Below are 26,332 nucleotides of genomic sequence, written 5' to 3'. Positions count from 1 at the left end.
GGTGTCAGCCCTGGTGGGCCTTCTTGAGTTGCGCGATGTCGAGCTTTTGCATCTCCAGCAGGGCAGCGAGGGTCCGCTGCGCCGCCGGGGAATCGTCACCAACCAGGTCGACCAGGATATTGGGCACGATCTGCCAGGACAGCCCGAACCTGTCCTTGAGCCAGCCGCACTGCTGGGCCCCGGGATCACCGCCGGCCGACAGCTTGTCCCAGTAGTAATCGACCTCGGCCTGGTCGGCGCAGTCGACCTGCAGCGAGACGGCTTCGTTGAACTTGAACATCGGGCCGCCGTTGAGCGCAGTGAAGGTCTGGCCCTCCAGCTCGAACAACACCGTCATCACCGAGCCGGCGGGCCGGCCATGGATCTCCTTGCCGGCATCGGTGTAGCGGCTGACCTTGAGGATCTTCGAATTCCTGAAAACGCTGACATAGAAGTTGGCGGCCTCCTCGCCCTGGCTGTCGAACCAGAGGCAGGGGCTGATCTTGCGGATCGCGGGCATGGCAGGCTCCATCAGTTAACCATACGGTTTAGTATAGCCTGCCGCCGCCGGCTGTCAAGCGCGGCCGTTTGGCCCCTAGCGCGCGCCCAGGCCCATGGACCGCGAGATCACTTCCTTCATGATCTCGTTGGTGCCGCCGTAGATGCGCTGCACACGGGCATCGGCATAGGCCCGCGTGATGGGGTACTCCCACATGTAGCCGTAGCCGCCATGCAGCTGCACGCACTCGTCCATCACCTTGCACTGCAGGTCGGTGGTCCAGTACTTGGCCATGCTGGCCGTGGCCGTGTCCAGCTTGCCCTGCACCACCAGCTCGTTGCACTTGTCGACGAAGACCTGGGCCACCTGCACCTCGGTCTGCAGCTCGGCAAGCTTGTAGCGGGTGTTCTGGTAGGCCGCCACCGGCTGGCCGAAGACCTTGCGCTCCAAAACGTACTGCACGGTCCAGTCGATCGCGGCCTGGGCCGAGGCAACAGCGGTCACCGAGATCTGCATGCGCTCCCAGGGCAGCTGCTCCATCAGGCAGATGAAACCCTTGTTCTCGAAGGCCGGCCCGCCCAGCAGGTTGTGCGCCGGCACACGCACGTTGTCGAAGAACAGCTCCGAGGTGTCCTGGGCTTTGAGGCCCAGCTTCTTCAGGCGCTTGCCTGTCTCGAAGCCGGCCATGCCGCGCTCGACGATGAGCAGGCTCGTGCCCTTGGCGCCGGCGTCGGGCTGCGTCTTGGCCACCACCACCACCAGGTCGGCGTGCCAGCCGTTGGTGATGAAGGTCTTGCTGCCATTGAGCAGGTAGCTGCCATCGGCCTGTTTGATGGCCGTGCTCTTGACGCCTTGCAGGTCACTGCCTGCGGCCGGTTCGCTCATGGCGATGGCGCCCACCATCTCGCCGCTGGCCAGCTTGGGCAGGTAGCGTTGTTTCTGCTCCTCGGTGCCGTAGTGCAGGATGTAGGGAGCGACGATCTCGCTGTGCAGGCTGTAGCCGATGCCAGACCAGCCACCACGCGCCAGCTCCTCCATCTGCACCACCGAGTACAGCTTGTCGGCACCCGATCCGCCGTATTCCTGCGGCATGGTCATGCACAGAAAGCCGTTCTCGCCGGCCTTGGTCCAGACCTCGCGGTCGACATAGCCCTGCTCCTCCCAGGCCGCATGGTGGGGCGCGATCTCCTTGTCGCAGAACCTGCGGAAGGCATCGCGGAAGGCCTCGTGGTCGCTGTTGAAAAGCGTGCGTTCGATCATGCTGTGTCTCCGGGTTCAGGTTGTGCTGGCGCCGTGCATGGCGGCCTTGAGGATGCGGGCGTAGTTGCCGATGAAGATGGCGTGCAGGGTGGCCTGCGCCACGCCGCGCTGGACCAGGTTGTCGGCCACGTCGCGCAGGTCCGCGTAGTTGTGCAGGATGGGGCCGGAGCCTGCGCCTTCCATGTCGGTGCCGAAAGCCACGTGCTCGGGCCCGACCAGGTCAGCCATGCGCAGCATCTCATCGGCGAAGGTCTTGACGTTGTGGACCGGATAGGCCGGGTCGCGGTTGACCCGCACGCTCCACAGGCCGACGGCGCCGCCGCGCGCAGCGATCTTGCGGGCCGACGCCAGCGACAGCGAACGCGCGATATAGCCCGGGTCCTGCCAGTTGCCGCCCTGCGGGCTGATCCAGGAATGCGACCACACCATGGCGGCATCGCTGGCGTCGAGCGCGCCATCGACAAACGCGGCCGTGCTGTGCGCGAGGTCGACCACGATGCCGTGCTGCTTGCAGGCGGCGATCACCTTGGCGCCCGCCGGCGCCAGGCCGCCATGGCGGGGTTCGGCCGTCTGGTGGTCGCCCAGCGGCCCGTGGATGAAATGCACCATCTGCATGTGGCGCACGCCCCAGGCATGGGCCTGCGCCACGCGCGCCGGATCGCCCTCCAGGAAGTTGGCGGCTTCCGTGGCCAGCACAATGCGCGGCTCGCCGGCCAGCGCCGCGTCCACGTCGGCCGGAACCAGGGCCTTGGCCAGGCCCCAGCCCTGCAGCTTGGCCTGGTTGTCGGCCAGCCGCTTCTGGAAGGACTCCCACAGCTCGCCGGGCTGGGGCTGCCGGGTCTGCTGCCAGCCGCGCGGGCTGTTGCTGATCCAGCGGTGGTCGTCGGTGACAGCCCAGGCCAGCAGCGTGGTGCCGGTTTCCCGCATGTGTTTGGCCATGTCCAGGCCAAAGGGACGCGGCATGAACATGCCGTAGTGCGAATGCATGTCGGCCAGGTAGGGCTTGCGGACCTCCTGGCCCCAGGACGGCCACGCCGCAGCTGCGGCGGCGGCCGCCACCCACTGTCCGAAGCCGCGGCGCTGCATCACTGGATAGACCATGGAAGCTCCTTCTGCTGTCGCTATTTTTACAAAGCGTCTGCTTGGTGAAATGAATATACTGGCTTTTGTCACCCAGCCTGGAGAGCAATGATGACCGAAGCCTTTGTCTACGACGCCATCCGCACGCCGCGCGGCAAGGGCAAGAAGGACGGCAGCCTGCACGAGGTCAAGCCGGTCAACCTGCTGGCCGGCGTGCTGGGTGAACTGCAGCGTCGCAATGATTTCGACACCGGCCAGGTGGACGACGTGGTCATGGGCGTGGTCTCGCCCATCGGCGAACAGGGCTCGGTGATCGCCAAGGTGGCGGCGCTCAAGGCCGGCTGGGACTGGCGCTGCTCCGGCGTGCAGCTCAACCGCTTCTGCGCCTCCGGCCTGGAAGCTGTGAACATGGCAGCGCAAAAGGTGCGCTCGGGCTGGGAAGACCTGGTCGTTGCCGGTGGCGTCGAGAGCATGAGCCGCGTGCCCATCGGCTCGGACGGCGGCGCCTGGGCGCAGGACCCGGAGACCAACTCGGCGACATCCTTCGTGCCGCAAGGCATAGGCGCCGACCTGATCGCCACGCTGGAAGGCTTCACGCGCGACGACGTGGACGCCTTCGCCATGGAGTCGCAACAGCGCGCGGCCAGGGCCCGCGAGGGCGGCTTCTTTGCCGGCTCGGTCGTGCCGGTCAAGGACTTCCTGGACCAGGTCATCCTGGCGCAGGACGAGTTCATCAAGCCACGCACCACCATGGAGGGCCTGGCCTCCCTGAAGCCGGCCTTCGAGCAACTGGGCGCCATGGGCTTCGACCAGGTGGCGATCAGCCGCTACCCGCAGGTCGAGCGCATCCACCACGTCCACCATGCAGGCAACTCCTCGGGCATCGTCGACGGCGCCGCCGCCGTGCTGATCGGCAGCGAGCAGGCCGGCAAGACGCACGGCTTCACGCCGCGCGCCCGCATCGTCGCCGCCGCCCTGTCCGGCGCCGACCCCACCATCATGCTGACCGGCCCCATGCCGGCGGCGCGCAAGGCCCTGGCCAAGGCCGGCCTGACGATTGAGCAGATCGACCTTTTCGAGGTCAATGAAGCCTTCGCCGCCGTGCCCATGCGCTTCATGAAGGAGATGGGCGTGCCGCACGACAAGGTCAACGTCAACGGCGGCGCCATCGCCCTGGGCCATCCCCTGGGCGCCACCGGCGCCATGATTCTGAACACCCTGATCGACGAGTTGCACCGGCGCAAGCTGCGCTACGGCATGGCCACGCTGTGCGTGGGCGGCGGCATGGGCATCGCGACGATTGTGGAAAGAATCTGATGAAGACGATCAAGTACGAACTGGCAGACGGCATCGCCACCATCACCTTCGACGAGGAAGGCTCGCCGGTCAACACCATGTGCGCGCAATGGCAAACCGACCTGGTCGAGGTCACGGCCCAAGTCGTCAAGGACAAGGATGCGATCCAGGGCATCGTGCTGGCCTCGAACAAGACCACCTTCTTTGCCGGCGCCGACCTCAAGGGCACGATGCGGCTGCAGGCCGCCGACGCGCCGCAGGTTTTCCGCGAAATCGAGCAGACCAAGAAGTGCTTTCGCACGCTGGAAACCCTGGGCAAGCCCGTCGTGTCCTGCCTCAACGGCACGGCCCTGGGCGGCGGCTGGGAAGTGGCCCTGGTCGGCCACCACCGCGTGGCGGTCAACGACAAGAAGATTCAGTTCGGACTGCCCGAGATCACCCTGGGCCTGATCCCGGGCGCGTCGGGCATCACCAAGATGACGCGGCTGCTGGGCCTGATGGGCGCCCAGCCCTTCATCCTGGAGAGCAAACTGTTCAGCCCGGCCGAGGGCTTGGAGCTGGGCCTGGTGCACGCGCTGGTGGCGGACGCCGCGGCACTGCGTCCGGCCGCCCTGGCCTGGATCGCCGCCAACCCGCAGACCCAGCACCCCTGGGACGACAAGGCCTACAAGATGCCTGGCGGCACGCCCGCCAACCCCAAGATCGCCGGCATGCTGAGCGTGGCGCCGGCCGTTCTCAAGCAGAAGACGCGCGGCCTCTATCCGGCGCCGGAATACGCGCTGGCCGCCATGGTCGAAGGCGCCCAGGTCGACTTCGACACCGCCTTGCGCATCGAAAGCCGCTACCTGGCCAAGCTGATCGTCAGCCCGGTGGCCAAGAACATGATCAACACGTTCTTCTTCAACATGAACGCGATCAAGTCCGGCCAGTCGCGCCCCAAGGACGTGCCAAGGTGGAAGCCGGGCAAGGTCGGCATCCTGGGTGCCGGCATGATGGGCGCGGGCATTGCCTATGCGCAGGCCAGCCGCGGCATCGCCAGCGTGCTCAAGGACGTGACGCCCGACAAGGCCGAAGCCGGCAAGGCCTACAGCGCCAAGCTCACCCAGGCGCGCGTAGCCAAGGGCCGCATGGGAGCGCAGGACCAGGCCGAGCTGCTGGCGCGCATCACGGCCACTGACAAGTCCGTCGACCTGCAAGGCTGCGACCTGATCATCGAGGCCGTGTTCGAGAACCGCGAGCTCAAGGCCAGGGTCACACAGGATGCCGAGCCCCAGCTGGCCGACGGCGGCTTCTTCGCCAGCAACACCTCCACCCTGCCCATCACCGGACTGGCCAAGGCCAGTGCCCGGCCGGACAAGTTCGTCGGCATCCATTTTTTCAGCCCCGTCGACAAGATGAAACTGGTGGAGATCATCCGCGGCAAGCAGACCAACGACGAGACCGTGGCGCGCGCCTTCGACTATGTGCAGGCCCTGGGCAAGATCCCCATCGTGGTCAACGACGCGCGCGGCTTCTTCACCAGCCGGGTGTTCGGCACCTTCGTGATGGAGGGCGCGGCCATGGTGGGCGAAGGCATTCCCGCCGCCGTCGTGGAACAAGCCGGCATCCAGGCCGGCATGCCGGTGGGCCCGCTGGCCGTTCTGGACGAGACCGCCCTGTCCTTGTCGGTCCATGTGCTGGACCAGACCCGTGCCGACATGCGCGCCGAGGGCGGCACCTACATCGCCGCGCCGGGCGAGCTGATCGTCGAGCGCATGGTCAAGGAGTTCGACCGCAACGGCCGCGCCGCAGGCGCCGGCTTCTACGACTACCCGCAAGAAAAAGGCGCGAAGAAATTTCTCTGGCCGCAGCTCAAGCCTCTGTTCGAGAAAGCCGATGCGCAATGGGACATGCAGGAGCTCAAGGACCGGCTGCTGTTCCGCCAGGCGGTGGAGACGGCGCGCTGCCTGTCCGAGGGCGTGCTCACGACGGTGCATGACGCCAACATCGGCTCCATCTTCGGCATCGGCTTTCCGGCCTGGACCGGCGGCGCCCTGCAGTTCATCTACGGCATGGGCATCGATGCCTTTCTGGCGCGCGCCGACGCCCTGGCGCAGCGCCACGGAGCGGGCTTTGCCGTGGCCCCCGCCGTGCGCGATGCGCTTGGCAAACACCAGCCTTCGTATGGCTGAGCCTGCGCGCAGGTTTACCTGCGCTTGACCTGATGGCGGGTCCCTCCCGTCAACTGGGCGCGTGCGGCAGTCGTTGAACGCACAGGGACCCTGTCCCAGGAGTTCAACACCATGCGCGTCACCCAGCCCAACCTGCGCTCCAGCCTGTTCCAGCTGCTGACCGGGCAACCGGGACCGCCGGCAAAGGAAGAGGTCGACGACCTCACCGAAGACATCCGCCAGGCCATGCTCGACAGCCTGGGTCGGGCCGGCGCCGCGCATTTTCCCGGCATCGCCCGCCGCATCCATGGTGCGCTGGACGCCGACACCCTGTGGTACCTGCGCAGCGGCCTGATGGCGGCGCTGTGCGCCATCAGCGGCGAACGCACGGCCCGCGCCGACATGGCCCGCATCTCGCTCATGTTCCGCCGCCTGCCCGGCAATCTGTCCAGCCGTCCCAGCCCGCTTTCGCCGTGAGGTGCGTCACCCAGTTACTTGACTCAGGCAACCATTTGCCTGACGATAGCAAGCATGTCTGCAGCCCCTTCCAGCGTCACGCCGGCCCAGGTCCAGGCCGTGCGCGGGTTCAACCGCTTCTACACCCAGCGCATCGGCGTTCTCGACCCCTACCTGGACAGCGAACTGTCGCTGACCGAGGTGCGGGTGCTCTACGAGCTGGCGCACCGCGACCAGCCCACGGCCAGCGAGCTGGGCCGCGACCTGGCGCTCAACGCCGGCTACCTCAGCCGCATCCTGCGCAGGTTTGAATCGCGCGGCTGGCTGGCGCGCGCGCCCTCGCCCGCCGATGCGCGCCAGAGCCTGTTAAAGCTGACGGCCGCCGGCCACGCCTTCTTCGCCCCCCTGCAGCAGCGCTCGCGCGACGAGGCCGCCGCCCTGCTGGAGGGCCTGCCGCCGCCGGACCGCAAGCGCCTGGTCGATGCCATGGCAACGCTGCGCCAGCTTCTGGACGCTCAGGCGCAGACGCCGCAGACCGTGGTGCTGCGCGAGCCGCGTCCCGGCGACATGGGCTGGGTGGTGCAGCAGCACGGCGAGATCTACGCCCGCGAGTACGGCTGGAACATGGAGTTCGAAGGCCTGGTCGCCGGCGTCGCGGCCACCTTCGTGAAGAACTTCCAATCCGAGTGGGAGCGTTGCTGGATCGCCGAGGTCGACGGCGAGCGCGCCGGCTCGGTCTTCGTGGTGCGCAAAAGCGCCACCGTCGCCCAGCTGCGCCTGCTGATCCTCACACCGCAAGCCCGCGGCCATGGCCTGGGCGCGCGCCTGACCGATGAATGCATCGCCTTCGCGCGGGCCAAGGGCTACCGCAAGATGGTGCTGTGGACCAACGCCAACCTGACCGCGGCCCGCGCCATCTACGCCAAGCGCGGCTTCCTGTGCACTCAAAGCGAGCCCTACACCGGCTACGGCGGCCACAAGCTGGTGGGCGAGACCTGGGAATTGAAGCTGTGAGCCTTGGGCAGGCTCAGGACGAGCGGCGATGAACCTCGCCCTGCTGGCCGCCGCGGCCTCCGGCGTGCTGGCCGGCACGGCCATCGCCGTGACCCGCCTGGCCGTGGCCGAAGTGCCACCGCTGACCCTGGCGATGCTGCGCTACAGCCTGGGCTGCGTCTGCCTCCTGCCCTTCGTTCTGGCACATTTTCGCCCTGTAGAACCCGTCGAATATGCTTCAGGCGCTATCAAATACAGAGCATCCGACCTGCTGGCGATGGCCGCCTTGGGCATCGGCCAGTTCGGCGTACTGATCGCCCTGCTCAATTGGGGCCTGCAGCGCGTGGAGGCGGCGCCGGCGGCCCTGGTCTTTGGCCTGTTCCCCCTGCTCACCCTTTGTCTGGGTGCGGCCCTGGGCCGCGAGCGCATCGGCGCCCGCCTGCTGCTGGGTGTTCTGCTGTCCATCGCCGGCGTGGCGGTCTCGCTGCTGCCCAAGCTGGGCGCGCCGCAATCGGGCATCTGGTGGGGCGAGCTGGCGGTGCTGGGCGCTGCCTGCACCGGGGCCTTGTGCAGCGTGCTGTACCGGCCCTACCTGCAGCGCTACCCCACCTTGCCGGTCTCGGCCTATGCCATGCTGGCCTCGGTGCTGTTCCTGGCCCTGGCCGCCCTGACCGAGGCCTGGCCGCAGCGCCTCCCCGGCTTGAGCGGCCGCGCCTGGGCTGCCATCGCCTTCGTCGGCCTGTCCAGCGCCGTGGGCTACTACTGGTGGCTCTACGCGCTCAAGCACGAGTCGCCGACGCGGGTGACGGTCTTCCTGTCGCTCAATCCGGTGGCGGCAGCCCTGATGGGATGGGCCGTGCTGGGTGAGGCCCTGTCGGCCAACCTGCTGGCGGCCATGGCCCTGATCGCCGCCGGCCTGTGGCTGGCCACCCGAGCAGCAAGCAAGGGGACAGGGATAATCGGCGAGCCATGACAGAGCCTCCTGCGAACGCCGCGCCGCGCCCCCGCCCCCATTCCCTGACCGACCTCTTCGTCTCCTTCACCTTGCTGGCCCTGCAGGGCTTCGGCGGCGTGCTGGCCGTGGTGCAGCGCGAACTGGTCGAGAAAAAGCGCTGGCTGACGCGCGAGGAGTTCGTCGAGGAATGGGCGGTCGCGCAGATCATGCCCGGCCCCAATGTGGTCAATCTCTCGCTGATGCTGGGACACCGCTATTTCGGCCTGCGCGGCGCCATGGTGGCCGTGGCCGGCATGCTGGCCGCGCCGCTGCTGGTGGTGCTGGCCCTGGCCCTGGTCTACGCCCAGTTCGCCGGCAATCCCCAGGTGGCGGGCGCGCTGCGCGGCATGGGCGCCGTGGCCGCCGGCCTGATCGCCGCCACCGGCCTGAAGCTGTTTGGCGCGCTCAGGAAGAATCCGCTGGGCCTGCCGTTGTGCGTTGCCCTGGCGGCGCTGACCTTCGCCGGCATCGCCCTGCTGCGCCTGCCCCTGGCCTACGTGCTGCTCGGCCTGGGCGGCCTGGCCTGTGTGCTGGCCTGGCGAAAGCTGGCGCCATGACGATCCACATGGGCGCTCAGGAATGGCTGGAGTTGTTCCTGCACTACATGTCGCTCTCACTGTTGGCGGTGGGCGGCGCCATCACCACCGCACCCGACATGCACCGCTACCTGGTCGACCGCCAGCACTGGCTGACGGACCCGCAGTTCAGCGCCTCGATCGCCATCGCCCAGGCCGCGCCCGGGCCCAACGTGCTGTTCATCGCCCTGCTGGGGTGGAACGTGGGCCTCAACGCCGGTGGCCTGCCGAGCGCCGCATTGGGCATGGCGGTGGCCATGCTGGGCATCATGCTGCCCAGCACCACCCTGACCTATCTGGCGGCCAGCTGGGGCCACCGCAACCGCGAGCTGCGCGGCGTGCGGGCCTTCAAGCAGGGCATGGCGCCCATCGTGATCGCCCTGCTGATCGCCACGGGCTGGATCCTGGCCACGGGCACCCAGTACCGTCTGGCCGACTGGCCGGTCTGGCTGCTGGCCGTGGCCAGCGCCCTGCTGGTCTGGCGCACCCGCATCCACCTGCTGTGGTTGCTGGGCGTCGGCGCCCTGCTGGGCTGGTTCGGATTGGTCTAGCGTGGAAAAAGCATCTGGCCACATATAGAAACATATCGATACACTCCACCCATAAAAGGAGTGCTTTATGTCGGCATCTGCAGCCACTGTTCCCGGGCTGGACGCATTAGAAACTCCCCTCTACGACGTGACCGTCAGGATGCAGCCCGGTGCCCGTCTGGAAGACGTCCAGCACCTGGCCGAAGCGGCCGGCATCCGGCCGGACCGGGTGGAAGCCCTGGTCAAGGCCCTGCGCAGCGCGCCGCAGGCCAAGATCGGTGCGGGCGTGGACCGTGAGCGTGCCAACAAGGCCAAGGAGCAGTTCAGCAAGGCCGGCCTGTCCGTCGAGCTCACCCCGATCCTGACCCTGGGCAAGCTCACGGCAGGCGCTTTCGACGGCCTGACCGTCTGCCCTTCCTGTTCCCAACGGGTCACCCTGCCCGACAACCGCCAGTGTCCGAACTGCGGCGTGTTCGTCGACAAGATCACTGACGAGGCCCTGCTGCGGCGCAGGATTTTGGAGCAGGAACGCAACAAGCTCGACTTCCAGAACAGCCGGGACGCACAGAACGCCGACAAGCAGACCCGCGAGCAGTTGGAGGCCTTGTTGCGCGCACAGGTGCGCAAGGAACTGGAGGCCAAATACGGCGGCAAGCCCCGAAGCCGATCCGGGCTTTTCAAGCTGGCCGGCGTGGCCGGGCTGCTGGCCCTGGCCTTCGTCGGTGGCCGGGCTGGCAGCACCAGCGGCTGGTCCATGGAGCAGATGCTCCCAGGCAACAAGGCCAAGGGCACCTCGCCCGCGCAAGTCAACAAGATGCTGGACGCCGTCGGTCCGGAAGCGGCCGCGCAGCCGCAGGCTGGCGCTGCGGGCACGGCCACCGGAGATCCCGACATCGATGACCCCCTGATCCAGGCGGCCGGCGGAAAGAAGATCGGCGCGCAAGGAATTTCCATCGAACAGGCTGTCGCGGCTGCAGGCGCGCTGGCGAAATCGGTGGGCAACACGACGGCCCAACGGGCCCTCAACGGTGGCGGCACCGACGCAGCGGCCGGGGCCAGCCAGGCTGCCGCTGCGGGACAGGCTGCAGCGGCAGCCGGCGGTGCGCCTGGGGCTGCGCAGGCGGCGGCCGCTGGGACCGCCGCAGCTGCCGTCGCCAGCGCCGCGGCCACGGTGTCGGCCGAATCCAAGTTGCTGCTGTCGGTGGCGTTCGCGCGCCAGCTGGCCGAAATGGGCCAGACCCAGCGCAGCTTGCAGTGGATGAAGGCATTGAAAGCCTCTCCCAAGCTGGCTGGCGAGCCTGTGGCGGCCGCCGCAGTGCGGGTGGCGGACATGGAAGTCCAGGCCTGGGCCATGCAGTCGCTGGCCGAGGGCCGCGCGCGCCAGGCTGCCGACGCCCTGCTGACCCAGGCCCAGGCCCTGAACGACCCGGGCGAACGCACCCAGGCCCTGAGCCGCCTGGGCTCGATCCTGGCGCGCCAGCCACAGTTGCCGCCGCAAGCTTCCCGGGCTTTCCTGACCCAGGCAGCCGAGTCGCTCAAGCTGATGGCCAATGCACAGCTGCGCGGCGTTGCCGCCAGCGATTGGGCGGTCTGCCTGGGCGAGGCCCTGATGGCGCAGGCCGTCATGCATGCGCGCGCAGGCGCCTGGTCACAGGTCAAGGCCGCTGCAGAACAGATGGCCCGGCTGATCGACATGGCGCCCAACGCCTCCGCCCAGATGCGCCTGTACGCCATCGACTCGCAGCTTCGCCAGCAGTTGGGGCAGCGGGACAAGGCGGCGCACAGCCTGGATGCCGCCCTGGTGCTGGCCGGCAAGACTTCCGACCTGGCCGAGCGGGCGGTGCAGCTGCGCAGCATTGCGCGCCTGTCCGACTCGGCCGCCAGCGAGCGCATGCAGGCCGCGCTGCAGGCCACGGAAACCGAGGCGGCCGGCAAGGCCGGCCTGGAGCGGGCCCAGGCGCTGGCGACCCTGGCCCTGGTTCACGCCGACGCCGGCTTGCGCAGCCGGCTCACCGAGCTGAGCCGGCAAGCCCAGGCGACGGCCGGACTGAGCGCGGCGGACAACGTCGCCCTCAACACCGAGCTGATCTTCCGCTCGGACCTGGCCAGCGCCAGACTGCTGCACAGCATCGGCCTGTACGCCGAGGCTGAGACCATCCTGCAGCGCCTGGGCGGCTACCTGGTCTAGGGCCTGTTCACGCTATTTCCGGGGGCGCGCCGCGGCGCCGCCTGCAGCAACTCGGCCAGGGACTGCTTCCAGAACTTCGCCTGCCCGGTCGTGCCATGGCCGGCGGTCTGCTCGCTCGCCGGGATCAGCACATAGCGAACGTTCCTGATCCGCTTCATCTTGCGTTCCATCAGGCCGGTCTCGGGCGGGTTGCGCTCGTCGTCGGCGGCATTGATAGCCAACACTGCCGCCTCGATGCGCTCCAGGCCGGCCGAGGCGTTGTAGTCGCGCGAGGAATCCCATTGGTAGAGCACGTCGTTGGCGTCCGCCGTGAACGTCGCCTTCAGACGCTGGTCCAGCAGTTCGTCGGCCTTCTCGCGCGTGGGCGCGGCCTTGGCCAGCGCCATGTTGCCGCCGCTGGTGCCGATGCCGAAGAACACCGAGGCGAACTGCGCGCTGCGCGGCTGCTTTGTGTAGTTACCGCCGTTCCAGTCGGGGTCGTTGCGGATCGAATCGGTGATGAGGCGGCGCATCATCCAGTTGCGGCTGGACATCTCGGTGGGCTGCGAGGCCATGGGCACGGCGGCATCCATGAAGCCGGGGTACTTCTGGGCCCAGATCCAGGCCTGCATGCCACCCATGGAGTTGCCCACGATGACACGCAGGTGCTTGACGCCCAGGTGCTCCTTGAGCAGCCGGTATTGGGCATCGACCATGTCGTCGTAGTTGTAGCGCGGGAAGGCCGTGCGCAGGCCGTCCGAAGGCTTGGCCGACTTGCCGGCACCGATGGCGTCGGGCAGGACGATGTAATAGCGCGACGCATCCAGCGGCTGGCCGGCGCCGAACAGCTCGCCGGCGAACGCCGGGTTGAGCATGCTGGCGCCCGAGCCCGCCGTGCCGTGCAGGACGAGCACGGGCTCACCCGTTGGCGCGCCCACTGTCCTGTAGTGCAACCGCATCTCGGGCAAGACCTGACCGGTGTGGAAGCGGAAGTCCCTGGCCACCCAGCTGCCCTCCTGGGGTGCCGGGTAGTCGGCGGCGCTGGCCACCGCCGATGCGGCCAGCAGGCCTGCCGCCGCTGCGTGGCGCAGCATCCTGAACAGCTTCATCCATGTCTCCTTGTGCTGGTTTGCTGCGCACTGTAGAACAGCCGGGATAATCCGCCGATGGCAGATACCCGCACCCTCCCCCTGCGCGCCCTGGGCCGCTCCTCCCTGCAAGTCTCTCCCCTGTGCTTCGGCGGCAACGTCTTCGGCTGGACTGTGGACGAAGCCACATCCTTCTCGCTGCTGGACGCCTGGCTGGACGCCGGCTTCAATTTCATCGACACCGCCGATGTCTATTCGCGCTGGGCGCCCGGCCATACGGGCGGCGAGTCGGAGACGGTCATCGGCAAATGGCTCAAGCGGGGCGCCCGCGAGCGCGTGGTCATCGCCAGCAAGGTCGGCATGGACATGGGCGACGGCAAGCTCGGCCTCAAGCCCGCCTACATCCGGCAAGCGGTGGAAGACTCGCTGCGCCGCCTGCAGACCGACCACATCGACCTGTACCAGTCGCACAAGGACGACGAGGACACGCCGATGGAAGAGACCCTGGCCGCCTACGCCGCCTTGATCCAGGAAGGCAAGGTGCGCGTGATCGGCGCCTCCAACTTCACGGCGCCGCGCCTGGCGCAGGCCCTGGAGACCAGCGCGCGCCTGAGCCTGCCGCGCTACGAGAGCCTGCAGCCGCTGTACAACCTGTACGACCGCGCCACCTTCGAGAAAGAGCTCCAGCCACTGTGCCTGCGCGAAGACGTGGGCGTGATCAGCTTCTACGCGCTGGCCGCTGGCTTCCTCAGCGGCAAGTACCGCAGCGAGGCCGATGCCGGCAAGAGCGCGCGCGGTAAAAACACGGTCGCCAAGTACCTCAACCCGCGCGGACTGGCCATCCTGGACGCGCTGGATGCCGTGGCCCAGCGCATGGCCAGCACGCCAGCCCAAGTGGCCGTGGCCTGGCTGCTGACGCGGTCGGCGATGGCAGCGCCCATCGCCAGCGCCACTTCGCTGGCGCAACTGCAGGACCTGGCGGCGGCTGCGCAGCTGCGGCTGGACCAGGATGCCCTGGACCGGCTGGAGCGCTCCAGCGCCGAATAGGGTTCAGCTGCGCTGGCGCAGCGCCTCGTACAGGCAGATGCCGCTGGCGACCGAGACGTTCAGGCTTTCCACCGCCCCGCGCATGGGGATGGACGCCACGTCATCGCAGGTCTTGCGGGTGAGCTGGCGCATGCCCGTGCCTTCCGCCCCCAGCACCAGGGCCACCGGGACCTTCAGGTCGGTCTGGTACAGGGTCCTGGGCGCGTCGTCGCTGGCGCCGATGATCCAGATGCTGCGCTCCTTGAGCTCGCCCAGGGTGCGCGCCAGGTTGGTCACCATGAAATAGGGCACGGTCTCGGCGGCGCCGCTGGCGACCTTGGCCACCGTGGCGTTGATGCCCACTGCATGGTCCTTGGGCGCGATCACGGCGTGGGCGCCGGCGCCATCGGCCACGCGCAGGCAGGCGCCCAGGTTGTGCGGATCAGTCACGCCATCGAGCACCAGCAGCAGCGGCGGGCCCTCGACGGTGTCGAGCAGGTCGTCCAGCGAATGGGCGATCTCCAGGGCCTGGACCCGGGCGGCCACGCCCTGGTGGCCGGCGCTGCCGGCCAGCTTGGACAGGCGCAGCCCATCGGCCTCGATCAGGCGCACATTGGCCTCACGGGCGCGGTCGAGAAACTGGCGCATGCGCGCGTCGCGGCGGGTGGGTTCGTAATAGACCTCGATCACCGATTGCGGTGCGGTCTTCAGGCGCACGCCGACGGCGTGGAAGCCAAACAGGACTTTGGGTGCAGACATCACAGGATTATCCCGTGGCGCCAGTCCCCCCTGTATAAAATCGCAGACAAAAGGAGTAGAGGCATGGGGCTGCGGCTCAAATTCAACCTGGTGCTGGTGGTGGTGTTCTGCGCCGGGTTCGCGGCCTCGGGGCTCATCTCACGCCAGCTGCTGCAGGAAAACGCCCGTGACGAGGTGGTGCGCAACGCCCGCCTGATGATGGAGGCCGCCAGTTCCGTGCGCACCTATACGGTCGACCAGATCAGGCCCCACCTGATCAAGCAGATGGACGAGGTCTTCCTGCCGCAGACCGTGCCGGCCTACGCCGCCACCGAGGCGATCAACGAGCTGCGCAAGAAATACCCGGATTACAGCTACAAGGAAGCCACCCTCAACCCGACCAACCCGCGCGACCGCACGGCCGACTGGGAGGCCGACATCGTCAACCAGTTCCGCGCGCACGCCGACATCAAGGAGGTGGTGTCCGAGCGCCTGTCGGCCACCGGCCGCACCCTGTTCATCGCCAAGCCAATCCAGATCAGCAACGCCGCCTGCCTGCAGTGCCACACGACGGCGGCGATGGCGCCGCCCACCATGGTCAAGATCTACGGCGAGGCCAATGGCTTTGGCTGGAAGCACAACGAGATCGTCGGCGCCCAGGTGGTCACCGTGCCCATGGAACTGCCCCTGCGCAACGCCGAGCGCGCATTGACCGCCTTCATGGCCTCGCTGGCTGCGGTCTTCGCGGTGGTCTTCGTGGTGCTCAACATCATGCTCAGCTGGCTGATCATCCGGCCGATCCGCAAGATGTCGGAGGCGGCCAACAAGATCAGCACTGGGGACTTCGACCAGCCCGAGTTCGGCGAGCGGGGCCGCGACGAGATGGCCGTGCTGGGCGGCTCCTTCAACCGCATGCGCCGCAGCCTGGAAAAGGCGATGCAGATGATCGGCGAGCCGTAAGGCCCGCCACGCTGCAGCCACGATGGACCAGGCCGCCTCCCAGCCCCCGCCACGGCCGCCCGTGACGGATGCCGCCGGACTGCCGGCCGGCCACCGCATCCACGAGTACGAGATCGAGCGGCCCCTGGGCGGTGGGGGCTTTGGCATCACCTACCTGGCGCGCGACAGCAACCTGCAGCTGCCGGTGGCGCTCAAGGAGTACTTCCCCGGCGACCTGGTCACGCGCGGCGCCGACCAGTCGGTGCAGGCCCGCGCCGGCGACGCCGAAGCGCAGCATAGCTATGCCTCGGGCCTGGAGCGCTTCCTGGACGAGGCCCGGGCGCTGGCCACCTTCCGCCATCGCAACATCGTGCGGGTGCTGCGCTACTTTCGCCTCAACGGCACGGCCTACATCGTCATGGAGTACGAGTCGGGCCTGGCGCTCAAGCGCTGGGTGCCGCAGAACGCGCCCCTGTCGCAACGCTCGCTGCTGTCCATCGTCTACCCGCTGCTCGACGGGCTGGAGGCGGTGCATGGCAGCGGTTTCCTGCACCGGGACATCAAGCCTGACAACATCTACGTGCGCGCCGACGGCACGCCGGTGCTGCTGGACTTCGGCGCGGCGCGGCGCCTGAGCGCCGACCACGACCTGACCAACATCGTCAGCCCTGGCTTCGCTCCCTTCGAGCAATACCACTCGCAGGGCCGCCAGGGCCCCTGGACCGACCTGTATTCGCTGGGCGCGGTGATGTACTGGATGACCACCGGCCGCAAGCCCGTGGAAGCCGCCGCCCGGGTCAAGAACGACACCCTGGCGCCGGCAGCCAGCCTGGGCGAGGCCCATGTCTACGGCGCGGCCTTGCTGCAGGCCATCGACTGGGCCATGCACCCGGACGAGGGGCAGCGTCCGCAGAGCGTGCCGCTGCTGCGCGCCGCCATCCAGGGCTCGGAGCAGCGCGCCCTGGCGTCAGCGGCCTCGGCCCGGCCGGCAGACACCGGCTTCGCGCCATCCCAGCCCGCCAGCGGGCCGGCCCACAGCGGCGCGGGCAGCGCGCAGCGGCGCAACCTGCTGTGCACCATCCTGTTCATGGACCTGGTGGGCTATGCGAACCGCCCGGTCGACGCCCAGGTCGCGCTCAAAAATCTGTTCAACGAGTTCACCGCCAAGGCCCTCAAGGGCGTGGCCGAGGACAGCCGCATCGCCATCGACACCGGCGACGGCGCCGCCATCTGCTTCATGGGCGATCCGGAGGAAGCCCTGCATTGCGCCATGCTGCTGCGCGACCTGCTGGGCCAGCGCCACGGCCCGCTGTCGCTGCGCATCGGCCTGCACATGGGGCCGGTGCGGGTGATTTCCGACATCAACGAGCGGGTCAACGTGGTGGGCGACGGCATCAACGTAGCCCAGCGCATCATGGATTTCGCCCGCCCCAACCAGCTGCTGGTCTCGAGCGCCTACTACGACGTCATCTCGCGCATCACCGACGGCACGGCCGACCTGTTCCAGAGCCTGGGCCAGCACGAGGACAAGCACGGCCGCCGCCACGATGTGTATGCGGTCGGGGGTGGCCCGGGCGGCGCCACGGCCCGCGCGGACAACCCGTCCACCGGCTACACCCAGACCCGACCGGTGCGCAGCGTGCAGGTGCTCGATGCCGCCGAGCTGCAGGAAGTGGAAGCTGACCTGGCGCGCCAGATCGGCCCGCTGGCCAGGGTGCTGGTGCGCAAGGCGCAGCGCCTGGCGCCCAGCATCCAGGGCCTGCGCGAAGCGCTGGCCCCGACCATCGCCGACAGCGCGGCGCGCTCGGGCTTCCTGGCCGGCGGCGCCAGCCGCAGCCGCTCCGGCCGGACCGTGCCCAGCCAGAGCGCGGGCCTGGGGGCAAGCACCACGCACCCGGTCGCGCAGGCCGCGCGCCAGATCGACATCCCGCAGGAAGAACTGGCCATCATCGAGTACACCCTGAGCAATTACATCGGCCCGATGGCGCGCATGCTGGTGCGCCGGGAACTCCAGCGGGCCGCGAGCTTTCGCGCCTTCGTCGAGGCGGTCGCCGCCACCATCGACCAGCCCGAGCAGCGCGCGCGCTTCCTGCATGCGCTGCGGCGCTCCCTGCCCAAGCGCCAGTCCTAGAGCGCCTGTCTAGACCACGCGGCCGGCGTCGATGGTGATGCGACGCTCGCAGCGCTGGGCGATGGCCCGGTCGTGCGTCACCAGCACCAGGGTCGTGCCCAGTTCGCGGTTCAGGTCGAACATCAGCTCCATCACCGTCTCGCCGGTGGCGAAATCCAGGCTGCCGGTGGGCTCGTCGGCCAGCAGCACGGCCGGTTGGACGACAAAGGCCCGCGCCAGCGCCACCCGCTGTTGTTCGCCGCCGGACAGCACCTTGGGGTAGTGGCCCAGGCGCTGGGCCAGGCCGACGCGCTGCAGCATCTCGGTGGCGGCCTTGCGCGAATCGCGCCGGCCGGCCAGCTCCAGCGGCAGCATCACGTTCTCCAGGGCCGTGAGATTGCCCATCAGCTGGAAGCTCTGGAAGACGAAGCCCACTTTCTGAGCGCGCAACGCCGCCCTGTCGTCCTCGTCGATGGCGAAGATGTCCTGGCCGGCCAGGCGCACCGTGCCGCGGCTGGGCGTGTCCAGGCCGGCGATGATGGACAGCAAGGTGCTCTTGCCCGAGCCCGATGCGCCGACGATGGCCGCGGTCTCCCGTGGCGCCAGGCTGAAATCGATATCGCGCAGAATGTCGAGCGTGCCTGTCGAATCGGTCACTGACTTGTGGACATGGTCGACGGCGATGATGGGTTCAGTCATACGGCAGGCAGAAGGGACATCGGGTTTGAATCGCAGAGACTTTATCGCGGCTGGTTTAGCTGGCTGTTACCCGGCCTCCTCGGCGCTGGCGGCGCAAGCCGTCGTGCTGGTGGTGGGCGACTCGCTCAGCGCCGAGTATGGCCTCAAACGCGGCAGCGGCTGGGTGGCCTTGCTCGAACAGAAGCTGGCCGCCGGCAAGAGCGGCGCCCGCGTCGTCAACGCCAGCATCAGCGGCGACACCAGCGCCGGTGGCCGCTCCCGTCTGCCGGCGCTGCTGGCGCAGCACAAGCCCAGCCATGTGCTGATCGAGTTGGGTGGCAACGACGCCCTGCGCGGCCTGCCGCTGTCCATGACCGAAGACAACCTGGCGGCGATGGCCCAGGCCGCACGCCAGGCCGGCGCCAAGGTGCTGCTGGTGGGCATGCAGCTGCCGCCCAACTACGGCAGCGACTACGCCGAACGCTTTGCCGGCCTGTTCGCCAAGGTGGGCAAGGCGCAGCAGGCGGCGGTCGTGCCCTTCCTCCTCAAGGGGGTGGCCGATGGTCCCGATGCGCTCAAGATGTTCCAGGCCGACCGCATCCATCCGCGCGAGGAAGCGCAGCCGCAGATGCTGGCCAATGTATGGGTGGAGTTGGGCAAACTGCTGAAATAGAACGACGGCCCGCCCCAGGCGGGCCCACAAGGAGGAGCAACATGGTGAAGCGCGCGTTGACCGTCCTGGCGGCCCTGCTGCTGCTTGTCCTGGCCTATCTGACCCTCTGGCCCGTCCCCGTCGAGCCTGTGGCCTGGACCGCTCCGCCGGCGCCCGGCTACACCGGGCCCCATGCGCCCAACACCCGGCTGGCCGGCCTGCGCACGATCTCGCTGGGCGAGGACCATGGGCCCGAGCATGTGATGCTGGGCCCCGACGGCAAGCTCTACGTCGCGGTCGCCAGCGGCCGCATCCTGCGCATGGCGCCCGACGGCAGCGGCCGCGAAATCTTCGCCAGCACCGGCGGCCGCGTGCTGGGCTTTGACTTCGACGCCCAGGGCCGGCTGATCGCCGCGGACGCCTTCCGCGGGCTGCTGGCGATCGGCGCCGACCGCCAGCCAGTGGTGCTGGCCGACCAGGTCGGCGGCGACCCCATCCGCTACGCCGACGGCGTGGTGGTGGCGCGCGACGGCACGGTCTTTTTCACCGACGCCTCCACGCGCTTTGGCGCCAAGGCCTCGGGCGGCACCTTCGAGGCCAGCGTGCTGGACATCCTGGAGCAGGCGGCCAGCGGCCGCGTGCTGGCCTATGACCCGGCGACACGGCTCACCCGTGTGGTCGCCCAAGGCCTGGCCTTTCCCAACGGCATCGCCCTGAGCCAGGACGGCAGCGCGCTGTTCGTCGCCGAGACCGGCAAGTACCGGGTCTGGAAGCTGCCGGTGGGCGCCAGCAACCTGGACGTGGGCGCAGGCGGCAGCGCAGCCAGACTGCTGTTCGACAACCTGCCCGGCTACCCGGACAACCTGATGCGCGGCCTGGACGGCAAGCTCTGGATGGGCCTGGTCAAGCCGCGCAATCCCACCATCGACAAGCTGGCCGACAAGCCTTTCCTGCGCAAGCTGACGCTGCGCCTGCCCAGGGCGCTATGGCCCGTGCCCAAGGCTTATGGGCATGTGGTGGCGTTTACGGAAGATGGGAAAGTGGTGGCGGACCTGCAGGACCCCTCGGGGGCCTACCCGGAAACAACGGCCGTCACGGAGACGGCCGAGCGGCTCTACATCCAGAGCCTCCACGCCAAGGACCTGGGCTGGTTGCCGCGGTCTCGCTAAGCCTTGCTGCTGCTGGTCAGGCGCCCGACTGCGGCGTCTCGCCGGGGGCCGGCGCGCCGTCCTGGCCGTTCTCACCCGATTCGCCATCGGGCATGCCGCCGACCTTGCGGTCGGCCTTGGACTTGAGCTTCTCTTCCTTCTTCTTCTTCTTGGCCAGCTCTTTCTGCCTTTTCTCGTATCCGTAGTTCGGTGTGGCCACTGGCAAATCCCTTCAGTTGTCGATGGGTCCAATGTAAGCGATAAAACCTCGCAAAAACAGCGTCAGGCCAGAGCCTGCAACGCCTGTTCCAGGTCGGCGCGCAGGTCCTGCACAGCCTCCAGGCCGACCGAAAAACGCACCAGCGTGCCCTTGTGCGGCCAGTTCCTGCGCATCGCCGCCATCTCGTAGGGCACGACCAGGCTGATCGGCCCGCCCCAGGAGTATCCCAGCTTGAACAGGCGCAGGCGGTCGCAGAAGGCATCGACCTGCGCCGGCGTGTGACGTTCCTGGAAAACCACCGAGAACAGGCCGGCAGCGCTGCCGCGCGCGCCATCGGCCTGGCCGTCGCCGCCGCACAGGGCCTGCCAGTGGGCGTGGCCGGGCGAGCCGGCAAAGGCCGGATGCAGCAGCTGGGCCACCTCAGGCCTGCCGCCCAACCAGCCGGCCAGCGCGCGGGCAGCCTGGTCGTGCGCGCGGTAGCGCAGCGCCATGCTCGGCAGGGAACGCAGCACGGCCTCCACATCGTTGACGCCCACCCCCCAGCCCACGCGCATGTGGCAGAGCTTGAGCTTGAGGTGCAAGGCGTCATCGCGGCTGACGATGCTGCCCATGAGCACGTCGCCGCCGCCGCTGGGGTACTTGGTCAGGGCCTGCACCACGATGTCGGCGCCGGCGCCGGGCCCGCCCAGGTCGAAGCCGTTGAAGGCCAGGCCCGCGCCCCAGGTGTTGTCCAGCGCGCTGGTCACGCCGCGCTCGCGGCAGACCTGCGCCAGCTGGACCAGCGGCGGGAACTCCATGCTCACCGAGCCCGGCGCCTCCAGCCAGACCAGCCGGGTCTGCGGGCCGATGCGCGCCGCCAGGTCGGCCGGGTCCATGGCGTCATAGACTTGGTGGCTGATGCCCCAGGCCGCCAGCTCGCCTTCGGCCAGCGCCTTGCCCGGCCCATAGGCGTTGTCCGGAATCAGCACCTCGTCGCCGGCGCGCAACAAGGCCATGTTGACGTGGGTGATGGCCGCCAGGCCGCTGGGCACCAGGATGCAGTGGTGGCCGCCTTCGAGCGCGGCGATGCGCTCCTCCAGCACGAAGGTGGTGGGCGTGCCGTGCAGGCCGTAGGTGTAGCCGGCCTTGGTCTTCCAGTCGCGCGCACGCATGGCCGCGACGTTGGCGAAGATGACGGTGGAGGCCTTGAAGACACCCGGCTGCGGCGCGGCAAAGCCCGGCGGCGGGGTGTAGGGATGGTGGATGAGGTGGGTGACCGGGTCTGTCATCCAGCCATGTTACCGGCTCAGACTTTCCACTTTTCCAGCAGCTTGTCCGGACCCATGCTGTCGTAGCTCTCGAAGGGCTGGTGGATCCAGGGGTTGGTGGGCAGGAATTCCACCGAGTAGTCGGGCGAGAACTTGGACAGGCCCTTGGTCCAGATCACCGCGCTACGCAGCTCGGTGATGGGCGGGTAGCCGTTGCGCAGCAGGTCCACCACTTTGTGCAGGGTGTGGCCGGAGTCGGCCAGGTCATCGACCAGCAGCACGCGGCCGGCGATCTCGCCCTGCGGCGTGGTGATGAAGCGCGCGATGTCCAGGTGGCCCTGCACCGTGCCGGCGTCGGCGCGGTAGGAACTCGTGGACATGATGGCCAGCGGCTTGTCGAAGATGCGCGAGAGGATGTCGCCGGGGCGCATGCCGCCGCGCGCCAGGCACAGGATGGTGTCGAACTGCCAGCCCGACTGGTGCACCTTGATCGCCAGCTTCTCGATCAGGCCGTGGTACTCGTCGTAGCTCACATAGAGGTGCTTGCCGTCTTCCGTCAACATCTTTATTGCTCCAGTTTTAATAGCGTCTCAAGCCCGATTGGCGGGGGCTGCGGCCATATATCCCTCTTACTCGGCGAGGTAGGGATGGCGCATCATGATGGTGTGGTCGCGGTCCGGGCTGGTCGAGATCACGTCGACCGGCACGCCCGTGACCTGCTCGATGCGCTGCAGGTACAAGCGCGCGTTGACCGGCAGTTTGTCGTACTGGGTCACGCCCACCGTGCTCTCGGTCCAGCCTTCCATGGTTTCGTAGACCGGCTTGCAGCGCGAGATCTCGTCGGCGCCCATGGGCAGGATGTCGGTGTGTTCGCCGTCCAGCTCGTAGCCGGTGCACAGCAGCAGTTCCTTGATGCCGTCGAGCACGTCCAGCTTGGTGATGCACAGGCCGGTCAGGCCGTTGACCTGGGCCGAGCGCTTGAGCAGCGCGGCGTCGAACCAGCCGCAGCGGCGCGAACGGCCGGTGGTGACGCCCTTTTCCGCGCCCACGGTGGACAGGTGGTAGCCCACGGTGCCGGGCGTCTCCCAGTCCAGCTCGGTCGGGAACGGGCCGCCGCCCACGCGGGTGCAGTAGGCCTTGGTGATGCCCAGGATGTAGTGCAGCATGCCCGGGCCGACGCCGGCGCCGGCCGAGGCGTTGCCGGCCACGCAATTGCTGGAGGTGACGTAGGGATAGGTGCCGTGGTCCACGTCCAGCAGCGTGCCCTGTGCGCCTTCGAACAGCAGGTTGTCGCCGTGCAGATGGGCTTCGTTGAGTTCACGCGAGACGTCGGCCATCATGGGCTTGAGCAGCTCAGCGTGCTTCATCGCCTCATCGAAAACGGTCTGGAAGTCCACGGCCGGCGCATGCAGGAAATTGGTCAGCACGTAATTGTGCAGTTCCAGCACGACCTTGAGCTTCTCGGCGAAGCGCTCGGGGTGCTTGAGGTCCTGCACGCGCAGGGCGCGGCGGGCGACCTTGTCCTCGTAGGCCGGGCCGATACCACGGCCGGTGGTGCCGATCTTCTCGGTGCCGCCCTGCTCGCGCAGGGTCTCGCGGGCGATGTCCAGCGCCGAGTGGAAGGGCAGGATCAGCGGGCAGGCCTCGCTGATGCGCAGGCGCGAGCGCACTTCTACGCCGGCCTTTTCAAGGCCCTCGATCTCCTCGAACAGCTTGGCCGCCGACAGCACGACGCCGTTGCCGATGTAGCACTTCACGCCCGGCCGCATGATGCCGCTGGGGATCAGGTGCAGGGCCGTCTTGACGCCGTTGATGACCAGCGTGTGGCCGGCGTTGTGGCCGCCCTGGAAGCGCACCACGCCCTGGGCCATCTCGGTGAGCCAGTCGACCAGCTTGCCCTTGCCCTCGTCGCCCCACTGGGTGCCGACGACGACGACGTTGCGACCTTTTGTCTTGTTCATGGAAAACTCGAAAAGAAATTGGTTAGAGGGAGGTCACGACCCAGCGGCCGGCTTGTTGCGTGAGGGCGCGGTCGCACTGGAACTCGTCGACCTCGCTGTCGTGGCCGGGCAGCGCGCAGACCACGGTCTCGCCGCGGCCGCGCAGCGCGGAAATGGCGGCGCGCAGTTCGGTACCGGCGGCGCCGTCGCCGCCCCAGGGGGCGCGGATGGCAGCGCGCAGCGGCCGCCTGGCCGCCACACCCACCAGTTCCTTGAGGTCCAGGCTGAAGCCGACGGCAGGCCGGTTGCGGCCGAACACCGCGCCGACCTCGTCATAGCGGCCGCCGCGCACCAGCGCATCGCTGGCGCCCGGCGTGTAGACGGCAAAGCGCGCGCCGCTGTAGTACGCATAACCGCGCAGGTCGGCCAGGTCGAAGCTGGTCGCTGCGCCTTCCACATGGCTGGCCAGCCACTTGAGGTTGGTCAGCGCCTCACGGACAGCCGGCACGGCCGGCAGGTATTTTTCGGCCTCGGCCAGCACCTTGGCATCGCCATAGAGCGAGACCAGCGCGGCCAGACCCTCGCGCGAAGCCTTGGGGAAATCGCGGGTCAGCGCGGCCAGCGCGCTGGCGTCCTTGGTGGCCAGTGCGGCATGGACCTGGGCCAGCAGCGGCGGCGCCAGATCGATGCCCTCGAGCAGCGAGCGCACGATGCGCGCGTCGGCCATGTCGACGGTCAGCTCGCGCACCTGGGCCGCCTTCAGGCAGTCCAGCGCCAGCTGCAGCGCCTCCAGGTCGGCCTCCTGCCCGGCGTGGCCGTAGATCTCGGCGCCAAACTGCAGCGGCTCGCGGGTGGCGTGCGGCCGGTCGGGGCGCGTGTGCAGCACCGGGCCGCAGTAGCAAAGGCGGGTCACGCCCTGGCGATTGAGCAGATGGGCGTCGATGCGGGCGACCTGGGGCGTGGTGTCAGCGCGCAGGCCCAGCATGCGGCCCGACAGCTGGTCGACCAGCTTGAAGGTCTGCAGGTCCAGCGCCTCACCGGTGCCGGTCAGCAGCGACTCCAGGTGCTCGAGCAGCGGCGGCATGACCAGCTCGTAACCATAGGCACGGGCTGTGTCGAGCAGTTCGCGGCGAAGTTCTTCGATGTGCCGGGCCTCGGATGGCAGGACATCGGCGATGTGATCCGGCAGGACCCAGGCGGACATGAGATTTTCGGACGCTGTTAAAAACAGTATTTTACCGGTCCGCGCCGGACTGGCCGTTCAGGCCATCAGCCAGAGCGTCAACAGACCCAGCGCGATGCTGCACAGGCCGAAGAAACGCAGCTGGCCATCGTGCAGCGCCAGCAGGCGGGCGAAGGTACGGCGCCAGCCGCCGGGCGAGAGAAAGGGAAACAGGCCCTCGATCACCAGCACCAGGGCGCAGGCCGCCCAGAAGGTGTCGCTGTTCACGGCCCGCCGCGCTTACTTGCGCGCCGGAGCGGCAGCAGCGGCGCCGCCGCCGTTGCGGAAGGTCTTGAAGAATTCCGAGCTGGCCGGGTCCAGCACCATCACGTCGCCCTTCTTGTTGAAGCTGGCCTTGTAGGCATCGAGGCTGCGGTAGAACTGGGCGAATTGCGGGTCGCGGCCGAAAGCCTCGCCGTAGATGGCGGCGGCCTGGGCATCGCCCTCGCCACGCACCTTCTGGGCGTCGCGGTAGGCGTTGGCCACGGCGACCTCACGCTGGCGGTCGGCGTCGGCGCGGATCTTCTCGCCCTCGGCCGCGCCGGTGGAGCGCAGCTCGTTGGCCACGCGCTGGCGCTCGGCCTGCATGCGGCGGTAGACCGACTCGGTGATGGTGTCCACGTAGTCGGCGCGCGTCATGCGCACGTCGATCACCTCGATGCCCCAGTTGCGGCCGCGCACCTTGTCCAGCACCTCGCGCTTGACCTCGGACATCAGCTCCTCGCGCTTGGTCGAGATCAGCTCGCGCACAGTGCGCTTGCCGATCTCTTCCTGGAAGGCGTTGCGCACCTCCTGGCTGAGCTTGCTGGCCCCAGCCGCTTCATCCACACCCAGCGCGCGGATGTACTCCGACGGGTTGGTGATGCGCCAGCGCAGATACCAGTCGATCACCAGCCGCTGCTTTTCTGCCGTGTACAGCGGTTCGGTGTCGGTGCTGTCAAGCGTCAGCAGGCGCTTGTCCAGGTACTTGACGTCCTGGAACGGCGGCGGCAGCTTGAAGTTCAGGCCCGGCTCGGTGATCACGTCCTTGATCTGGCCAAGCGCGTAAACCACACCGAACTGGCGCTGGTCGACCACGAAGAGCGTGGAGCTGAGCAGCGCGAGCGCCACCAGCACGGTCGAAATGATGAATCCGATTCTGTTCATTCTTGTTCTTCCTCAGCGCGACTCGCGCTCGCGCGAACGGGCGTTGTCGCGGGTACGGGCGTCGGCCGGCAGCACCGGCGCGGGGGCGCGCCCCCGGGGCCCCCCCCCCCCCCCCCCCCCCCCCGGCCCGGGCCCCCCCCCCCCCCCCCCCGCCCGGAGAATGGTCGACGCGGCGGGGGCGCCGAGCGGCCCCCCGCCC

26 protein-coding genes are annotated in these 26,332 nt (G+C 68.4%); 13 read left to right on the top strand and 13 right to left on the bottom strand.

The features are described from left to right. Positions 1-4 precede the first annotated feature (4 nt). From Q0632_RS16785 to Q0632_RS16775, 3 genes are all read right to left on the bottom strand, one after another. Complete coding sequence (locus Q0632_RS16785) at positions 5-499, bottom strand: VOC family protein (protein ID WP_298932301.1); 495 nt, start codon at positions 497-499, stop codon at positions 5-7. 75 nt (positions 500-574) lie between these two features. After that, a complete protein-coding gene (locus Q0632_RS16780) occupies positions 575-1,738 on the bottom strand; it encodes an acyl-CoA dehydrogenase family protein (RefSeq protein WP_298932299.1) in 1,164 nt (387 codons plus the stop codon). Positions 1,739-1,753: 15 nt separating this feature from the next. Next, the gene (locus Q0632_RS16775; RefSeq protein ID WP_298932296.1) at positions 1,754-2,839 is read right to left on the bottom strand and encodes a membrane dipeptidase; all 1,086 of its coding nucleotides are present in this window, start codon (positions 2,837-2,839) and stop codon (positions 1,754-1,756) included. Between the two features lie 90 nt (positions 2,840-2,929). Between Q0632_RS16775 and Q0632_RS16770 the strand changes: the two genes are divergently transcribed. The 8 genes from Q0632_RS16770 to Q0632_RS16735 all read left to right on the top strand — a co-directional run bounded on the left by Q0632_RS16770 (position 2,930) and on the right by Q0632_RS16735 (position 12,000). Continuing rightward, positions 2,930-4,135, top strand: coding sequence for an acetyl-CoA C-acetyltransferase (locus Q0632_RS16770; RefSeq protein ID WP_298932293.1), 1,206 nt, complete (start codon positions 2,930-2,932; stop codon positions 4,133-4,135). Continuing rightward, positions 4,135-6,285 (top strand): 3-hydroxyacyl-CoA dehydrogenase NAD-binding domain-containing protein, encoded by a 2,151-nt coding sequence (locus Q0632_RS16765; RefSeq protein WP_298932291.1) that lies wholly within the window; start codon positions 4,135-4,137, stop codon positions 6,283-6,285. The genes Q0632_RS16770 and Q0632_RS16765 overlap by 1 nt, the downstream gene beginning before the upstream one ends. Before the next feature lie 111 nt (positions 6,286-6,396). Next, positions 6,397-6,741: a hypothetical protein gene (locus Q0632_RS16760; RefSeq protein ID WP_298932289.1), complete on the top strand. Its 345-nt coding sequence runs from the start codon at positions 6,397-6,399 to the stop codon at positions 6,739-6,741. A 54-nt stretch (positions 6,742-6,795) separates the two neighbouring features. Next, positions 6,796-7,734 carry a helix-turn-helix domain-containing GNAT family N-acetyltransferase gene (locus tag Q0632_RS16755; protein WP_298932287.1) on the top strand — a complete coding sequence of 313 codons (939 nt, stop codon included), beginning with the start codon at positions 6,796-6,798 and terminating at the stop codon, positions 7,732-7,734. A gap of 28 nt (positions 7,735-7,762) precedes the next feature. Further along, positions 7,763-8,686: a DMT family transporter gene (locus Q0632_RS16750; RefSeq protein WP_298932285.1), complete on the top strand. Its 924-nt coding sequence runs from the start codon at positions 7,763-7,765 to the stop codon at positions 8,684-8,686. Then, complete coding sequence (locus Q0632_RS16745; protein WP_298932283.1) at positions 8,683-9,264, top strand: chromate transporter; 582 nt, start codon at positions 8,683-8,685, stop codon at positions 9,262-9,264. Before Q0632_RS16750 ends, Q0632_RS16745 begins: the two co-directional genes overlap by 4 nt. Beyond that, the gene (locus tag Q0632_RS16740; RefSeq protein WP_298932281.1) at positions 9,261-9,833 is read left to right on the top strand and encodes a chromate transporter; all 573 of its coding nucleotides are present in this window, start codon (positions 9,261-9,263) and stop codon (positions 9,831-9,833) included. The genes Q0632_RS16745 and Q0632_RS16740 overlap by 4 nt, the downstream gene beginning before the upstream one ends. 67 nt (positions 9,834-9,900) lie before the next feature. Then, positions 9,901-12,000, top strand: a complete 2,100-nt coding sequence (locus tag Q0632_RS16735; RefSeq protein WP_298932279.1) for a hypothetical protein — start codon at positions 9,901-9,903, stop codon at positions 11,998-12,000. Here the strand turns inward: Q0632_RS16735 and Q0632_RS16730 are convergent. Continuing rightward, positions 11,997-13,088, bottom strand: a complete 1,092-nt coding sequence (locus Q0632_RS16730) for an alpha/beta fold hydrolase (RefSeq protein WP_298932277.1) — start codon at positions 13,086-13,088, stop codon at positions 11,997-11,999. The two genes, Q0632_RS16735 and Q0632_RS16730, sit on opposite strands and share 4 nt — an antisense overlap. A gap of 57 nt (positions 13,089-13,145) precedes the next feature. On the opposite strand from Q0632_RS16730, the gene Q0632_RS16725 reads away from it, so the two are divergent. After that, a complete protein-coding gene (locus tag Q0632_RS16725) occupies positions 13,146-14,114 on the top strand; it encodes an aldo/keto reductase (RefSeq protein ID WP_298932276.1) in 969 nt (322 codons plus the stop codon). 3 nt (positions 14,115-14,117) lie between these two features. Here the strand turns inward: Q0632_RS16725 and rlmB are convergent, their stop codons facing one another. Further along, positions 14,118-14,852 carry a 23S rRNA (guanosine(2251)-2'-O)-methyltransferase RlmB gene (gene rlmB, locus Q0632_RS16720; RefSeq protein WP_298932275.1) on the bottom strand — a complete coding sequence of 245 codons (735 nt, stop codon included), beginning with the start codon at positions 14,850-14,852 and terminating at the stop codon, positions 14,118-14,120. Positions 14,853-14,915: 63 nt separating this feature from the next. Between rlmB and Q0632_RS16715 the strand changes: the two genes are divergently transcribed. After that, complete coding sequence (locus Q0632_RS16715; RefSeq protein ID WP_298932273.1) at positions 14,916-15,791, top strand: DUF3365 domain-containing protein; 876 nt, start codon at positions 14,916-14,918, stop codon at positions 15,789-15,791. 22 nt (positions 15,792-15,813) lie between these two features. Continuing rightward, positions 15,814-17,901: a protein kinase gene (locus Q0632_RS16710; protein WP_298932271.1), complete on the top strand. Its 2,088-nt coding sequence runs from the start codon at positions 15,814-15,816 to the stop codon at positions 17,899-17,901. A gap of 9 nt (positions 17,902-17,910) precedes the next feature. Here Q0632_RS16710 and Q0632_RS16705 read toward each other — a convergent pair whose 3' ends face one another. Further along, positions 17,911-18,579 (bottom strand): ABC transporter ATP-binding protein, encoded by a 669-nt coding sequence (locus Q0632_RS16705; RefSeq protein WP_298932268.1) that lies wholly within the window; start codon positions 18,577-18,579, stop codon positions 17,911-17,913. 25 nt (positions 18,580-18,604) lie between these two features. On the opposite strand from Q0632_RS16705, the gene Q0632_RS16700 reads away from it, so the two are divergent. Continuing rightward, the gene (locus Q0632_RS16700; protein WP_298932266.1) at positions 18,605-19,231 is read left to right on the top strand and encodes an arylesterase; all 627 of its coding nucleotides are present in this window, start codon (positions 18,605-18,607) and stop codon (positions 19,229-19,231) included. Between the two features lie 41 nt (positions 19,232-19,272). Beyond that, positions 19,273-20,379, top strand: coding sequence for an SMP-30/gluconolactonase/LRE family protein (locus Q0632_RS16695; RefSeq protein WP_298932264.1), 1,107 nt, complete (start codon positions 19,273-19,275; stop codon positions 20,377-20,379). A 16-nt stretch (positions 20,380-20,395) separates the two neighbouring features. Here Q0632_RS16695 and Q0632_RS16690 read toward each other — a convergent pair whose 3' ends face one another. From Q0632_RS16690 to hflC, 7 genes are all read right to left on the bottom strand, one after another. Next, positions 20,396-20,578 (bottom strand): hypothetical protein, encoded by a 183-nt coding sequence (locus Q0632_RS16690; RefSeq protein ID WP_298932261.1) that lies wholly within the window; start codon positions 20,576-20,578, stop codon positions 20,396-20,398. Positions 20,579-20,640: 62 nt separating this feature from the next. Continuing rightward, positions 20,641-21,846: a PLP-dependent transferase gene (locus Q0632_RS16685; RefSeq protein ID WP_298932258.1), complete on the bottom strand. Its 1,206-nt coding sequence runs from the start codon at positions 21,844-21,846 to the stop codon at positions 20,641-20,643. A gap of 17 nt (positions 21,847-21,863) precedes the next feature. Next, the gene (locus Q0632_RS16680) at positions 21,864-22,388 is read right to left on the bottom strand and encodes a phosphoribosyltransferase (protein ID WP_298932256.1); all 525 of its coding nucleotides are present in this window, start codon (positions 22,386-22,388) and stop codon (positions 21,864-21,866) included. 66 nt (positions 22,389-22,454) lie between these two features. Next, entirely contained in the window at positions 22,455-23,786 is a 1,332-nt protein-coding gene (locus tag Q0632_RS16675; RefSeq protein ID WP_298932254.1) for an adenylosuccinate synthase, read from the bottom strand. A gap of 22 nt (positions 23,787-23,808) precedes the next feature. Next, positions 23,809-24,969 carry an ATP phosphoribosyltransferase regulatory subunit gene (locus tag Q0632_RS16670; RefSeq protein WP_298932252.1) on the bottom strand — a complete coding sequence of 387 codons (1,161 nt, stop codon included), beginning with the start codon at positions 24,967-24,969 and terminating at the stop codon, positions 23,809-23,811. Positions 24,970-25,026: 57 nt separating this feature from the next. Then, on the bottom strand, positions 25,027-25,215 hold the full coding sequence (locus Q0632_RS16665) for a DUF2065 domain-containing protein (protein ID WP_298932248.1): 189 nt from the start codon (positions 25,213-25,215) through the stop codon (positions 25,027-25,029). Positions 25,216-25,227: 12 nt separating this feature from the next. Next, the gene (gene hflC / locus Q0632_RS16660) at positions 25,228-26,133 is read right to left on the bottom strand and encodes a protease modulator HflC (RefSeq protein ID WP_298932245.1); all 906 of its coding nucleotides are present in this window, start codon (positions 26,131-26,133) and stop codon (positions 25,228-25,230) included. Positions 26,134-26,332 lie beyond the last annotated feature (199 nt).

Origin of the sequence: uncultured Ramlibacter sp. (assembly GCF_936925435.1) — a bacterium.
GTDB lineage: Bacteria > Pseudomonadota > Gammaproteobacteria > Burkholderiales > Burkholderiaceae_C > Ramlibacter.
This window is presented reverse-complemented; position numbering and strand designations above follow the sequence as displayed.